A 15450-nucleotide genomic window follows, 5' to 3' on the forward strand; every position below is an offset into this window, starting at 1 on the left:
AATGTTCAATTCTATTTTTGTTTTTTGGATGCTGCTTTAATGACCATTGCATATTTCTGGTACATCATTTTTGAAACAGTTACGGGATCTCCTTTTGGCGTTTCACTATACAGTTCTTTTCCATTCACCCAGTTCCATTCCCATACTTTAATCTTTTCATTAAAAGTATCTTCATTAAATTTCTGGTTACGGCTCATCTTTGAGGTTACTTCTTTAAAAAATTGTTGCCATCTTGGTAAATAAAAACCATTTAGTAAACCAGACCATTGTTTATTGGCATACTCATGTAATGAAGCATCTTTGTCTCCCCAAAGCGTAATCAGATTTCTTGCATTTTTTTCATACAATGCTTTTTCCGCATCGTTGGTGCCCCATCTTTTAGCATCATTTAACCACTTGCCCAACAAAAAATCTTTTCTGGTGGCTAAGAGTTTATCCATGTCTTTGATCAATTCCAAAAATTGACTGCTTTTCAACTGGAATGCCTTCATGTTTTTATTTTGATAGGCTATAGCAATATCTTGTTGTAAAATACTGGCATAATCGGCCATAATTTGACGGCTTAAATCAACCAGATCATACTGAAATCCATCAACATCTTTAAAATTTGGCGATGCCTTAATCAGATGATCCCAAGCTGGAACCAGATCTATTAATTTATAAGGCATTTCGGTATCGGTCCAATCGGTGCTCTTTTTAAAAGTTGGCCTACCGGTCACTATACTTTCATGTCCACCATCGGCAGTGTACACGGTATAATGTAATATATTCCAAGCCTTTTCCACGTTGACATCCTTTTTCCCATATCGGCGCAATATGTAATCTTTAACCCAGTCATCAGCATCAATAACCTGATCTCTCCATACATGATCCAACATTAGTGCATATATAGCCGGATTTTGTTCAATACCTTCTGGCACAACCCCTATTCCAATCATGTTACCTGCTTTAGGATCATGAAAGGTTGCTGAAGGTGCTATCGATATTTTATCCATATCGCCAAACATGTTGATTTTACCGCCGAAATTATGCAGCATGCACCATATCCATTGTTTGCCGTAGTAGGCTTCAGTTTTGTCCCAGATAGGCTGCACTTCGCTCCATAAGTCTAAAACAATCAATTTATCTGTTGGTACGGCATTTAAATAGCTTTTTAGTTGTTCCGGTTTCCAGAAATCTCTTTTATCCCAAAAAGTCCAACCTTGCATTATCCATACTGCCTCAGGATCGGCTGCTGCCATCGATTTATAAACGGCATTGCTAGATTCGGCTAAATAAGCAGGGTCTTTACTAGGAGGATACATTTCATTAAAAGTATCTGCACCATACAAATGGTCTGTTCCAAAGGTCTTTGTTTGTTCTTCAATAAACTTACGTCCTATTTCTTGAAACATTGGGTCTTTTGGGTCTAGGATATAGGTATCTGCGAACCTCCCCTCCCAATTTGTTTTTTGCAGTTTTGCTTGCGGGAAACGGTCTTTAAATGCAGGAGGAACATGTCCTGTAAATGCAGGAAGAATTGGTGTCATCCCCAGTTCACGTTCGCGAGCCAAAATTTTCTTTTGAAGTTCTTCATGGCTATCCATCCAAGATTTGGGCAATGGTCCGCCCCAACCATCTAAGTTTCCAGCCCAGAACCACATAAAGTAAGCTGGTCCGGAGAAAAAGGCATCCATATCTTTATAGGTAAAGCCCATATCTTTATAAACACGGTACCAAAGCGCATTCTGGCCGGTCATCGCCAATGGCATATTGATCCCATTCAAAGCCATAAAATCTATTTCCTGTTGCCAACGTTCCCAGTCCCACCAAGCGGCAGTATAATTGAAAGTGCAGTAGTTAAAATAATGCCTGTATTTGTAAGGTGTAGCCTGATGTAACTTTGCGGGGACTACTGGTAGCTCTTTCAGCAAATTCAGGTTATTTCCATTCCAACTGATATCACAATGTGCATAATTTTTCAGATAATAGTTTAATGCACTTGCAACGGAAACCCCATGGTTTCCTCTTAGAATGATTTTCCCATTTTTACTTTCTAATTCAAAAACGTCTTTATCATTATCTTTTGCGATAAATTCAATTACAAAACGATCATGAAATTTGGGAATGACACGTTTGACTAAAGCATAACTAGCTTCTTTATTTAAACTTTCAGTTATAATTTTACTTTCCTGATTTGCAGCAGTACTAGTTGCACAGAGCAATAGCATCCCTATACAATAAAGCCATAATTTGTGTGTATGTTTCATATTTTATTTTAGTGTGTTTCAGGTATAAATATTTTCAAGATTGATATGATAATCGACAAGTTTGGAAATGAGTTAGGTTGAGACTCTGCTTGATTACTTTTGGGAGTCATTTATTTACCTTTTGTTTACCAAGTTTGTGTCCCGCTATGGCATAATAACCTATAGCTAAATAGCATGGAATTACAATCCAATAGGCTTGTTGAGGATTGAAATGATCAGTAAGGTAGCCATACAATAATGGAATTAACGCTGCGCCGGAAATGGCCATCACTAGTAAAGAAGATCCTACCTTGGTAAATCTGCCCAATCCCGCAATGGCCAATGGCCAAATAGAGGGCCACATTAAAGAATTGGCCAATCCGAGCAAGGCAACAAATACTACCGATATGATACCACTCGTAAAAATGGCGATGACGGCAAACAATATTCCAAGCACTGCTGATATTTTGAGTGCAGTTTGTTGACTAAAAAACCTTGGAATGCAAACTATGCCGATAAGATAACCGGCTAACATACTAATTAAGGTGAATGAAGTAAAGAATTTAGCAACCGTAATTGGAACTCCTTGAAATGCCCCGTAACCTATGATACTATTTCCTGCAATAACTTCAACACCTGTGTAAAGGAACAGTATGAGCACACCTAGCAGTAAATGCGGAAATTGAAGAATAGAAGTTTTAGTTTGATACTCGGTTACGTCGCCATCTTCCTCTATTTCTTCATTAACTTCAGGAAGCGATGAAAAACGAATAGCAATAGCTAACACTGCTAAAATTAAAGTAATTACTAGGTAAGGCACTATCACTTTAGCTGCCAAAGCATCTAATTCTACCACTTTTTGAGAAGGGTTTAACGAGGTTAACTTGTTCTTTACGGCATCAGCATCGGTTAAGATCACTGCGCCAAGAATTACTGGTGCCAAGGCTCCTGCAATGCCATTACATATACCCATAAAACTTATTCTCCTTGCCGCACTTTCTTTTGGACCAAGTATGGCTACATAAGGATTTGAGGCTGTTTGCAAAACGGTAAGCCCTGCCCCCTGTACAAATAAACCTAATAAGAATAAGGGATAATATCTGGCTAAAGCTGCTGGAATAAACAGCAAAGATCCTGCTGCAACCAAGACCAAACCAATAGATAGCCCATTTTTAAAACCAGTTTTTTTCAATAATCGGCCTGATGGGATGCCCATTAAAAAATACGAGATGTAAAAAGCAAATGCAACTAAGTAAGATTGAAAATTATTGAGCTCACATGCCAATTGTAAATAAGGGATCAGCACAGCGCTTAGCCAGGTTACAAAACCAAAAACAAAAAACAATACCCCTATAATAATTAAGGGATTTAAACCGGGTTTGGCAGCCATATTTTTAATGATTTTGAGACTTTATTGTACTTATGATCTTTTCGTAAACATCTTGAGGAAATACAGAAGGCTGCCCATACCAAAAGAAAGAACCATAACCTTCATAGGTACCTGATTTTATGTGTTTTGAAGTAGGCAAATAGCTCGATACATCGTTACTGTATCCTGCTACGCTGACCAATTTCCCTGGCCATAATTGTTTAATCCCAATACTGTAATCTGTTACAACTTCCCTAGAAAGACCTATCAGTTTCCAATTGCCGATATTGATTGTTTGGATATATACGGGCATACTTGCCGGCATTGTGTTAGTTTTGCTACGCTTTAGCATTAAATCTGCCCAACGTACATTTTTTTCATCCTCCACATTGCCTTTACCATTATCGTTAGTTTTTCTAAAAGCGAGAATACGCTCATCGCTCCATTTGTTAACAGCAAAATTGATAGAATCTAAGTAGAAGCTAATTTTACCCTTTAACTGTTGCATGGGTTCTTTCAACACACCCTTCACATCGGCAGCTAAATCAGCTCCAGTTTGCTTATAGTCTGAACTTACTGGATTGATGTCTCCACCACAACCTTGAATAAACATGGCTTCATCCAATACCGCTTCCTGTTTAAGCAGGTTTCTGGTAACTGCAGGATAATTAGCACTCAAGGTAAATCCTTCAGTGCCATCATTTTTAAATACTGGATGACATCCAGTTAAAAACAGCGCTGTTTTTTGTTTATCTTTGTTGCGTTCAATGTTAAGTACATCTACATCGTTATCATAAGTAGCCGCAGCACCTTCGAGACTTCTATTTTTACCGATGGCCGTTTTGCCTCTACCAAAAGAAAGCATGGAAGGTTTTCTATTTTTCATTGCGCTGTTAATTACGCTAATTAAGGCTGGCTTAAGTACGTTGTTTAAGTAAGCAGAATCAGGAAGTTGATGTGTACCCCAAGTAGTCCAGTCTTGCGTTGATGGTGCGAAGTGGGTATGTGAGGCATTAATTAATATTGCTGATGGCAGGATTTGATGCTTCTTATAGATTTCCTGTTTTACTTTAGCAATAAAATCTTGATTAAAGCCACAAACATCGGCACCAACAATAACCACCGTTTCTTGTCCCGCAGAAATGGCTACAGCACTCACAGCAAGTGTGCCATCCATTCTTTGTTGCCCCTCAAAAACTACATTATTAGCGTCTACCCCATATAGTTTATCTTTAACAACGGTAATGGCTTTTAAATGAACATCATAGGTTAATCCGTTAAATTTTGCAATTTTTATCCAAGTTGCATTGTTATTGTCCAAGTTATAGCGGAAGATTTCATCATTTGCGGTTAGCACAAGTAATCTTCCCTTATAATTAGTTAAGCTGATTACACCTTCCAATTTGGAATGTAGTTTCCATAATGGTGATTTTCCGCCTACTACAGCAGAATTTATGTTACCATTTTGGTCTACAGCGTATATCGTTCGTTTTACTTTGGTAAAAGCAATGCCATTCGGAGCAAGTTTTCTCCATTTCTGCAGTTGCTTTGAAGATGAAATTAAGCTTTTAAAATTCACATCAGTCCTTATCCATTCTAGACTAAAACGTCCTCCTCTTGGATAACCATAGCCAGCAAGAGCAAGAGAGAAAGGATGAAATTTAGGTTCTATGCTTGCTGTCGCCGTTCCGGCGAGATAAACGTCCTGCCCTTTGATCGGGCTATTGACAAGACCAACAAAGAACATCAGGATTAAAATGAGCTGATATTGAAATTTCATGTGCCTATGATGATATTATGGATGTACAAATAAGGTAGTTGTAGTTACACTGCGCTTCCCAGACGGAGTTATTACTACAGATTTCATTTCTCTTTTTTCACCCGGATGAAGTATAATATCAATTGGCTTTTCATACAGATAATCTGTCTCTCTTGCATCTTGTCCTTCGAAATTGTAGTAGATCTTCGCTCCTTCTACAGGTACTTTGAGTTTGATTTTAAATACTGAACCTTTTAAAGTAGTATCAGCCACACCAATAGGACCTGGAACGCGATATATTTTATCTGTTTGATCTAATTGAAGTAAATGTTTGGGCAAACGATGTTCAAAAAAGCTGATTGAATCTTTCTGTGAAGGATTTGTCCAAGCAATTTCTGCCAGCGCCATTAAACGGGGATAGAGCATATATTCTACTTTGCGATAGGTATCCATGTGTTCTGTCCATATTGCTGCCTCTACACCAACAATGTGTTTTTGCTGTGCTTGCGACAAGGTTTTTGGTGTTGGATCATAAGCATAAACCTTTTCCAAGTTATTATAGCCCCAAGCAATGGCCAAGGGTTCGAGTGCTCGTTTACCTTGAATGAAGTCAAAATAAACATGAGACATTGGCGACATCACTACATCGTGGTTCTGCTGTGCAGCTTTAATGCCTTCTTCAATACTGCGCCAAGCCATTACTGTTGCATTTGGAGCAAGCCCCCCTTCTAAAATTTCATCCCAACCAATAATTTTCCTGCCTTTGGCATTTACAAATTTTTCAATCCTTTTTACAAAGTAACTCTGTAGTTCATCTTCATTTTTAAGGTTTTGGTCCTTAATCCGCTTCTGGCAATATTTACAGGCCTGCCAACGTTTTTTAGGGCATTCATCTCCACCAATGTGAATATATGGCGAGGGGAACAATGCCATTACTTCCGTTAGCACATCTTCTAAGAAGCTGAATGTATTTTCTTTTCCTGCACAATAAACATCGTCATATATTCCCCAGTTTTCGGCTACCTTAAACGGCCCTGGATTATCCCCACACGCCAATTCAGGATAAGAGGCTAATGCTGCAACGGAATGTCCTGGCAGTTCAATTTCTGGAATTACCGTCACTTGCCTTTCTGCTGCAAAGGCTACAACTTCTTTTATTTCTTCTTGAGTATAAAATCCACCGTAAGGAAGATGATCCTGTCCACTCAAAGAATCTACGTAATGACTGATCTGTGAGCTGGCCCTATAGGCACCTACACTGGTTAGCTTAGGATACTTTTTAATTTCTATACGCCATCCGTGATCTTCTGTAAGGTGCCAGTGATACACATTCATCTTGTATTTGGCCAGCATTTCTATCTGGCTTTTAATAAAGGATACTGGATAGATATGGTAGCCAACATCTTGCATAATACCACGATAGGCATACCTCGGCTTATCGCTAATCAATACACCTGGCACTTGTAACTTCTGCCCATCTACCTTAATTAACTGCATTAAGGTTTGTAGCCCGTAAAATAGCCCAGCTTCTTCTCCGATTATCTGCACAAGCCCTGCCTCCGAGTTCAATTGATAAGCTTCCTTTTCTGTTTGTTTATTATAACGGAAAGCAATTACGGAAGCTTGTTTATTCTGAAGTTCTTTAACTACAGGCAACTTTAAACCATAGCTTTTTAAAAGATAATCTCTTAAAATAAGCGCTGTTTTTTTGGATTGCTCGTTTGAATAAACAAGTTGTGTATTTGCACCGATTACAAAATTACCTTTCTTCAACGTAACACTTTCTGGGGCTGGTATAATGCCTAAATCGGCTGGGTTATTCTGTGAGTACGCAGTAACCGTACAGAGTAGCAAACAAATGAGTAGGTACTTCAAAATATGGTATTTGAATAAATTAAACATGTTTTTTCATTATACTTTCCATGGCTTCCTTCACACTACCATGCTCCAATAAGATTGATTTCGCTTCGTCGTAATTTTCTATTTCAGCTTTTTGCATCAACATTTTAACCCCGCGATCCAGAATTTTGTCGTTGATGAGTTTTACATTCACCATGTTATTACCTTCAATTCGTCCAATTCTGATCATAACTGTAGTAGAGATCATATCGAATAACATTTTCTGCGCTGTTCCGCATTTCATTCTTGTGCTTCCTGTAATAAATTCTGGACCTGTAATCACCTCAACTGGATAATCTGCATGCTCGGCGATAGGTGAAGAAGGATTGCTTACAATACATCCTGTGGTGATATTCAATGACCTACATTTTTTGAGACCTTCTAACACAAATGGAGTAGTTCCACTGGCCGAAATACCAACCACGATGTCGTTAGCATTTATTCCTGCCTCTACCAAGGCATTCCATCCTTCTTCAAGCTCATCTTCTTTTTCTTCTAACGCATCAGCCATTCGGTCGATACCACCGGCAAGAACTGAATTATAAATGCCTTCAGGCAGACCATAGGTGGTTGGAAGTTCAATTACATCTAATACTGATAAACGACCACCGCTACCGGCCCCAAGGTAAAACATTCTTCCCCCAGCGTTCAATTTATCAACTATAGCTGAAATTAGCTTGTTTATACTTGGAAGTTGTCCTTCTATAACTTTGGCCACTTTAGCATCTTCTTGGTTAATGTACCTTGTCAATTCTTCTACCGACTTGGTTTCTAAATGGTCATACAAGGATGGCTGTTCTGTAATTCGTGTCATATGTGTTATTTTAATTGTCAAAGTATATTTATAGATTTTAGAATTCAGGTCCTTTTCGAAGGATATCACCTGGAATTTCATTTTCGATAACTGGCCAATCGCCAACCCAGTTAATTTTATCGAGCATTAAGGTGCGGCGACTAGCACCACCTGGTACAATGGGATTTGATTTTAGAATAGCATGATATAAAAGCCAATCGACTCCATTTTTATCTGCTATAATTCTTGAGTTATGTCCTGGTCCGGCATATTTATCGCTACCAGAAATAAGCAGTGTTCCATTGCCCCTTTCTACGATGTTACGTCCATCTTTATCCAAGTATGGACCTAATAAAGACGTAGAACGTGCAACTCGTACCTGATAGGTACTAGCCGAACCATTACAACAACTTCCCTTAGAGCCGAAGAAATAATAATAATTCTTTCTTTTATGGATCATTACGGCCTCAAAATCTCCCGCTGCAATTTTCACCTTGTTGGCTAAATTCTTTATCGAAAAGCCATCGTCCGCTAACTCTAAAGCATAAGTTCCTTGATTTAAAGCGGTGCTGAAGCTACCAAAAAAGAGATATTTTTTGTCAGCATCAGCTAAGTAAAAAGGGTCGATGGTATTCGGTACACCCACTTCATTGCTAAGGAACAGCTTACCTTTATCTACAAATGGCCCTGCAGGACTATTCGCTATAGCCACTCCTATTCCTGGATTTGTATCTCCCCAAACTGAATAGGAATAGTAGAGGTAGTATTTGTTGTCGATAAACACTACATCTGGTGCCCAAATACCACCATCTGTCTTCCATTGTGGCTTTGTGGTAAAGGCGTTTCCCATTACCGTCCATTTAATCAAATCTAAAGACCTGATTACCGGAACTAACCTATTGCCCTGCCCATCGCCCCAATTATCTTCCGTTCCATATCCGTAAAACCATCCATCTGCCGCTTTAATGATAGACGGGTCGGCTAATACAGGTTCAAAAACTGGGTTGTTAAACTGTACGGGCTGAGTTGGCAATGGTTTCTCCTCCTCCTTTTTGTCAGGTTCGTTACTTTTGCTACAAGCTGAGAACATGAGGAATAGGAAGACATAGTGTATCACACTTTTCCGTAAAGCTTGAAATTGCTTAATTGTCATTTTATTTTTTTAATGGCCAAAAACCAATTGGATTAAATTTATATCTCCAAAGATCACCTGCCGCATCTAAGGCAAGTAGATCTTTACCTGCCGAAAATACCGTTGTGTACATGTCCCAGCCGCTGCCTACTTTGAGCTTATTTCCAAACGTACCATCTTCAGCTAAGGGAAACTGGTACATATCACCATTAGCCTCAATGGCTAATAACGAATTTTCATATGGTATAACTTGCGTAAAAACTCCCCATCCACTACCAATGGTTTTGATTCTACCGAAATCAAAATTACCAGCAGCATCCAGTGGGTACATCGCCATATTTCCCGCACCATCAATTCCAAGCAATGCACCTTTATAAGGGATGATCTTTGTAAAAATTCCCCAACCATAGCCTATGGTTTTGCTCGCTCCGAAATTGCCATTTTTATCAATAACGTACTGTGCAATATCGCCCCCACCAGCAGCAAACCTTGCAATTAAACGATCGCCTCCGTAGTAAAAAACGGCATTAAATATATTCCACCCTACTCCAATTTGGCGTGGCGCACTAAATGTGCCGTCAGTATTGGCAGGGTAAAGCAATAATGCACCATTTGGACTTTTACCGATGATATCTCCATTAAAATCGAAAAATGTAACACCTGCGTTAGCGCCAAAAGCATAGGCTTTATCACGAGGCACTTCGCCAGGGGCATAAGAGCCGGTAATAAGGAAATAAGTGGTATTTAAGCTAGAGTTCACTTTGGCATCTGCTTCTGTAATGCTAACCGGAAGTAAATAAGATTGGAATGGCTGGATAAAGCCCTGGGTTTTAATGGTCAGACTTAGAACGCCCGTATTCTTGCTTCCCTCTTTTATTCTTGCTTCTGGATTAACCAGCGTATAGCTGCCAGCGGGCATTGGTTGATAACTTGTACCATTCTTTAGGTTAAATTCATTTACCAATGCTTCGTTAACCCCAAATTTTATATTGATATTGTTCTTGTTGTCTAAGCTTCCACCAAGGTAGGCACTGTAATTTAGCGTGTAAACCGAAGGGGTTATACTTATGCTGTTAACTATTGGATTAGCAACCGCCTGGGGCATATAAAGGTTTGAATAATTCTCGGCACCCTGAATGTTTAAATCAACATCAACCTTTTTACTGCATCCTGCTAGCAACACACAGATAATGTAGGATGAAATCTGTAATATCTTTTTCATGATTTGTTTTTTAATATATAATTCAATTACCATCCTGGGTTTTGTACCATACTTGCATTTTTATCAATCTCATCTTGCGGAATGGGAAACAAATAATGTTTTGGAGTTTGAAAAACCCTAGTTTCTATTACCTTACGCTGATAGAAATTATCATCCTTTAGGTTGGTACCTGCAGAAATATTCATACCGTAAACCTTGGCTCTATCGGTCTGTTCGGCAATTTTCCACCTGTGGCAATCAAAATATCGATGAGTTTCAAAGGCCAATTCAACCCTTCGTTCATTTCTAATACGTGCACGCATAGTTTCTTTAGTTAAAGTAGTGGGCAACGAGGGCATACCAGCCCTGTTTCGAATTGCATTCATTGCTGTATAGACACCGTTTAGTGGACCTTGAGCTTCATTTAATGCCTCTGCGTAATTCAGGTACATTTCACCCAGGCGAAAAAATATCCATGTTTTAAGTGAGTAACGTTGTTGTGTGAGACTTACTCCTGGGTCGATAAATTTTTTAAGTAGATAGCCTGTAGTATTGTAATCGCGGCCAGCATTACCTCTACCGTCTGCCCCTGTTTGCCAAAACTGCACTCTCCTGTCTATAAAAAATGCACCGTTGAAATTAATGGTTGCATAAAAACGAGGGTCACGGCCAACATACATATTTCTTGTACCATCTAGCCATCTGCCAGTAGGTTCATTGCCAACGGCATAACCAGCTTCTTGGTAACCCGATGCAGAATTTATGATAGGCGAATCATCTGTATTGTAACCTGTAATTGGAGCAATGCCATTATCCATTTCGTAAGCGTCTATCTGTCCCTGGGTCGGGTTCCATCCATTCCAACCTCCTAAACTACCAGGGAACGCACATTTTTCCATCCAGGCGTCTCTTCCCGAGTTTCTGGCAAATAATACTTCAGGGTTATTGTTCTCTATAAATAATTGTTGGTAATTTTTTACAGGGTCTGCATAGTCCTTAAACAGATGATAACCTGCTGCCTCGCATTTGGCTATACAATCTTCGGCTGCCTGCGCTGCAAGGGCCCACTTATTTTCATCATATTGTTGGGAGAATAATTTGGTTCCCTGATTGTCGGCAAACGATTTGTATTCGGGGTTGCCATTCCATAAAGGACTGGCATTGTACAGTAGCACCCTAGCTTTAAGTGCCAATGCCGCAGCCGCACTTGGTCTTCCCAAATCACGATTTTCTACAACATTCATCGGCAGCAACGCCACTGCCCTGTTGCATTCATCTACAACAAACTTCACACATAAATCTAAAGGCTTACGGCGAATTTTACTGAAATCATCACCAACTCCTGCACTATAATCCATAATCGGCACAGGTCCATAAATCCTCATTAATTGGAAGTGATAGAATGCACGAAGAAAGACAGCCTCACCAATCCATCGATCTTTTGTGGTTTGCGTAAACTCTGCGGATAGAGGTGTGATGTTGATATGTTCTAAAAATATATTAGACTTTCTAATCCCCTCGTACATGTTCTTGTAAATCTGCCCAGCAACGTTAAAAGAATTCCATGCACCCTTATTCATCAGTTTTGGAAATTTCTCTGGCCAAGGAATATTCATTTCGTCTGAAGCCACAATGAATGGATTTACATCAGCCAAATCTGTAAAGTATATTTCATTAGGGAGACCAGCATAAATATCAACCAAGAAAGCTTCGGCATATTTGCGCTGCTTAAATGCCTCTTCAATGGTGATATCTTCATCAGGCTGTTTATCCAAAAAATCTTTTTGGCAACCACTAATTAGACCTAACTGTATTATAAGTAAGCTACAGATGATATATTTTAGTTTTTTCATGTTCAGTTCTATTTAAAATTAATCTGTAAACCAGCATTCAAAGATTTTTGCAATGGATAGCCGCCAGTACCATCATTGGATTCGGGATCTATGATTTTGATATGGTCCCAAGTAACCAGGTTAACACCATTTACAAAAACTCGGAGATTACTGATGCCAATTCTGTTTGCCACATTTTTTGGCAACGTGTAGCCAATTTCAGCATTCCTCAATCTCAAGTAATTCCCATTTCGCATCCACAGGGTGGAGTTGACGTAGTTATTTGGATTATTGCCTACATCAATTGCTGGATAACGGGCATTAGTATTCGATGGCGTCCATCTGTTATTGTAGTATTCAGTTAACACGTTGTTAACTCCCAGTCCATCATAAAATGGCCACATCGAAAATCCCGTTAAGAAAACACTGGTATTGGCTGCTCCGGTAAAATAAACACTCGCATCAAAACCTTTATAAGATATTGTGCCTCCAAAACCAAATGACATTTCCGGCAACCTTGGGTTGCCTACCGGGATTTGGTCGAACGAGTCGATCATACCATCGCCATTGATATCTTTATATTTCACGTCGCCGACACGAACTTTAGAAAAAGTTTGCAACGGACTTGTTGCTATGTCTTCCTCACTCTGAAAAAATCCATCAGCTACAAATGCGAAAGATTGGCCTAATCGCAAACCTTTTCCGCTTAGATAAGGATATCTTTTAGCAGCTTCATCATTTTCGATCACCTTATTTCTAGCGAAGGTAAAATTGCTTCTAAAGGCATAGAATAAACCACCAGTGGTTGTATGCTTAACTTCCAACAAAGCATCAATCCCTTTGTTGTTAACTTTTCCAAGGTTGGCGTAAGGAATTGACCAAGGGAAAAATCCAGCTACGGCAGGAACCGTATTTCTTTGAAGTAAAATATCTTGGCGCTTCTCACTAAAAACATCTACTTGGAGTGTTAACTGGTTGTTGAACAAACCGAGGTCCATACCAATATTGCTTTTCTGCGCCGTTTCCCATGTCACATTTTCATTCCCTATCGCATTTTCCTCCATACCATATAGCACTTCCTGCCCAGGGCCAAAGGCATAAGACTGACCCTGAGTTTTAATGGTACTTAGGAATAAAAACCGCTGATTTATTTGGTCGTTACCAACTCTACCATGTGAGGCCCTGAATTTTAAATTAGAAATCACAGGTACTTTCCAAAAACGCTCGTTAGATACTACCCAGCCAGCTGAAAAAGAAGGAAAGAAACCATACCTTTTTCCGGCTGGAAAATTTTCAGATCCATTATAACCAAAATTAATTTCAGCAAAATAACGGTTACCGAAACCATAGGTTGTACGTCCAGCAAGCCCCTGTCTACGATAGGGAATATTCAGAATCGAAGAACTTGCGGTGAGACTTACATAATCGCGTTGATTAAATAATAACATCGAAGAAACATCATGCTTACCAAAACTGCGGCTATAATTCACTTGCATTTCATTATATATTGCCCTATCAGCAGCATTTGAATACGAGTAAGCCAAAGGCTGTTCCTCTCTAAAAGAAGCGCTGTATAAATCTTGGCCAGAAATCGGGTCTTTGCCCAGATATCTCTTTACTTCAAATTGTTTAGCTCTTCCATTATTAGTTTGCGCAACTCGATCGTAAGAAAACAACCCCCTTACGGACAAACCTTTTGTAATTAAAGAGGAAAGGTCCCAAGTTGCTCCAAAAGTTCCTTGTAAAGTGCTTCTATCTTGGGTGAGGTATCCAGACTGGGTAGATCTTCCCCAAGGATTCCAACCAATATAGGTTTGTGCGCCTCCGGGGCTACCATCAGGATTGGTTACCGGGAATGCAATAGGTGATACTACCTTTAAAGATTGAAATATATCTCCCGCACCAAACCCAGGATAATTCCCATTTTGGATGATACCGCCCAAGCTTAGGTTCATTGTCAAACTTTTAGAAAGGTTAAGATCAATATTGCTCCTAAAATTGTAACGCTTGATATTGGCATTGGTATTAAACTTATTTGCGTCATCTTGCTTATACAATCCGTCTTGTAGCGTAAAGCCTACGTTTGTATAGTATTTTATGATTTCTGTACCGCCTGTTACACTTAAATTTTGAATGGTTTGCCAAGTATTCTCTTTCAAGACAGCTTCAGTCCAATTTGAATTTGGATATAGATAGGGATCAGAGCCATCATAAAATTTCTTTATTTCTTGGTCGCTCCATCGAGGCGACTGTTTTGCATTTACCAATGCTTCATTCATTAATGATGCATACTGACCACCATTGATATATTCTGGCAATCGCAAAGCCTTTAATGTGGCCGCTTCAGAGCGATATGTTACCGATGGCTTACCCAACTCACCTCGCCGCGTATTAATCAGTATTACGCCATTAGCACCACGAACCCCATAAATTGCTGTTGCCGAAGCATCTTTCAGAATAGTGAAACTTTCAATTTCTTGGGCATTAATTACGTTCATATCGCGTTCTACTCCATCTATAAGCACCAAAGGCCCATTGCTACCAAAAGTAGATAAACCCCTGATATACAACTGGGCAGCATCACCGCCGGGTTCACCACTAGCCTGCCTGGTGATAATCCCAGGCAACTTACCTGCAATAGCATTTGTTAATGAAGGCGTTGACACACGCTCCAATTCCTTTACCGAAATTGTAGATAACGATGCGGTAACAGATATTTTCTTCTGAGTTCCATAACCAACAACGGCCACTTCGTTCAGGTTCTTTCCATCGTCTGGCAAAAGCTGCACAGTTATAAAGTCTTTTCCAACTGCAACAATCGTTTTGGACTTGTAACCAATAAAGTTAAATTGTATAGAGTCAGCTTCATTTTTAGTTGTCAGAGAAAATTCTCCATTGGAATTAGTGATTGTACCCACCTTACTACCTTTGACCTTTACCGAGACGCCTGGCATCGGAAGATTTTTTTCATCAACAACTTTACCTTTAACTTCTCGCTGGTTTAGTTGCTGAATAAAACCCTCCCCAGCTTGGTAGGACATTATCGATGTCTTTTCATTAGCTGAAAGAGAAGGATGGTAACCTGCTCTTGCTTCTGCAATGAGCAACAGCAAAAAAAATAGTTGTAGAATTCTGTGCATATAGTTTATCGTTTGGTTATTTGTTTAAAAACGCAAACATGCAATTCCAAATCCATTTAAATCACACTAAATGCGTGAATGAATAATTTTGCGTTTT

9 protein-coding genes are annotated in these 15450 nt (G+C 39.3%); all 9 read right to left on the reverse strand.

Annotation, left to right across the window (positions count from 1 at the left end; all coding sequences use genetic code 11):
* Nucleotides 1-11: 11 nt before the first annotated feature.
* The 9 genes from CRO54_RS10030 to CRO54_RS10070 all read right to left on the reverse strand — a co-directional run bounded on the left by CRO54_RS10030 (nt 12) and on the right by CRO54_RS10070 (nt 15353).
* Entirely contained in the window at nt 12-2249 is a 2238-nt protein-coding gene (locus CRO54_RS10030) for an alpha-N-acetylglucosaminidase (RefSeq protein ID WP_240775073.1), read from the reverse strand.
* A gap of 106 nt (nt 2250-2355) precedes the next feature.
* Nucleotides 2356-3618 (reverse strand): sugar MFS transporter, encoded by a 1263-nt coding sequence (locus CRO54_RS10035; RefSeq protein WP_097131551.1) that lies wholly within the window; start codon nt 3616-3618, stop codon nt 2356-2358.
* A gap of 4 nt (nt 3619-3622) precedes the next feature.
* On the reverse strand, nt 3623-5377 hold the full coding sequence (locus CRO54_RS10040) for a hypothetical protein (protein WP_097131553.1): 1755 nt from the start codon (nt 5375-5377) through the stop codon (nt 3623-3625).
* Nucleotides 5378-5392: 15 nt separating this feature from the next.
* A complete protein-coding gene (locus CRO54_RS10045) occupies nt 5393-7258 on the reverse strand; it encodes a beta-N-acetylhexosaminidase (RefSeq protein ID WP_171047871.1) in 1866 nt (621 codons plus the stop codon).
* Nucleotides 7251-8069 (reverse strand): N-acetylmuramic acid 6-phosphate etherase, encoded by an 819-nt coding sequence (locus CRO54_RS10050; RefSeq protein WP_097131555.1) that lies wholly within the window; start codon nt 8067-8069, stop codon nt 7251-7253. The genes CRO54_RS10045 and CRO54_RS10050 overlap by 8 nt, the downstream gene beginning before the upstream one ends.
* A 37-nt stretch (nt 8070-8106) precedes the next feature.
* Nucleotides 8107-9201: a family 43 glycosylhydrolase gene (locus CRO54_RS10055; RefSeq protein ID WP_240775075.1), complete on the reverse strand. Its 1095-nt coding sequence runs from the start codon at nt 9199-9201 to the stop codon at nt 8107-8109.
* A gap of 1 nt (nt 9202) precedes the next feature.
* Nucleotides 9203-10402, reverse strand: a complete 1200-nt coding sequence (locus CRO54_RS10060; RefSeq protein ID WP_171047872.1) for a BT_3987 domain-containing protein — start codon at nt 10400-10402, stop codon at nt 9203-9205.
* Nucleotides 10403-10428: 26 nt separating this feature from the next.
* On the reverse strand, nt 10429-12234 hold the full coding sequence (locus CRO54_RS10065; RefSeq protein WP_097131560.1) for a RagB/SusD family nutrient uptake outer membrane protein: 1806 nt from the start codon (nt 12232-12234) through the stop codon (nt 10429-10431).
* An 8-nt stretch (nt 12235-12242) separates the two neighbouring features.
* Nucleotides 12243-15353: a SusC/RagA family TonB-linked outer membrane protein gene (locus tag CRO54_RS10070; protein ID WP_240775077.1), complete on the reverse strand. Its 3111-nt coding sequence runs from the start codon at nt 15351-15353 to the stop codon at nt 12243-12245.
* Nucleotides 15354-15450 lie beyond the last annotated feature (97 nt).

The organism is Pedobacter xixiisoli, from assembly GCF_900215335.1.
Taxonomy (GTDB): Bacteria; Bacteroidota; Bacteroidia; order Sphingobacteriales; family Sphingobacteriaceae; genus Pedobacter; species Pedobacter xixiisoli.

What these genes read in the sequence shown, in the direction of transcription:
- CRO54_RS10030 (WP_240775073.1), bottom strand. Translation starts at nt 2,249, where the DNA reads ATGAAACATACACACAAATTATGGCTTTATTGTATAGGGATGCTATTG.
- CRO54_RS10035 (WP_097131551.1), bottom strand. Translation starts at nt 3,618, where the DNA reads ATGGCTGCCAAACCCGGTTTAAATCCCTTAATTATTATAGGGGTATTG.
- CRO54_RS10040 (WP_097131553.1), bottom strand. Translation starts at nt 5,377, where the DNA reads ATGAAATTTCAATATCAGCTCATTTTAATCCTGATGTTCTTTGTTGGT.
- CRO54_RS10045 (WP_171047871.1), bottom strand. Translation starts at nt 7,258, where the DNA reads ATGTTTAATTTATTCAAATACCATATTTTGAAGTACCTACTCATTTGT.
- CRO54_RS10050 (WP_097131555.1), bottom strand. Translation starts at nt 8,069, where the DNA reads ATGACACGAATTACAGAACAGCCATCCTTGTATGACCATTTAGAAACC.
- CRO54_RS10055 (WP_240775075.1), bottom strand. Translation starts at nt 9,201, where the DNA reads ATGACAATTAAGCAATTTCAAGCTTTACGGAAAAGTGTGATACACTAT.
- CRO54_RS10060 (WP_171047872.1), bottom strand. Translation starts at nt 10,402, where the DNA reads ATGAAAAAGATATTACAGATTTCATCCTACATTATCTGTGTGTTGCTA.
- CRO54_RS10065 (WP_097131560.1), bottom strand. Translation starts at nt 12,234, where the DNA reads ATGAAAAAACTAAAATATATCATCTGTAGCTTACTTATAATACAGTTA.
- CRO54_RS10070 (WP_240775077.1), bottom strand. Translation starts at nt 15,353, where the DNA reads ATGCACAGAATTCTACAACTATTTTTTTTGCTGTTGCTCATTGCAGAA.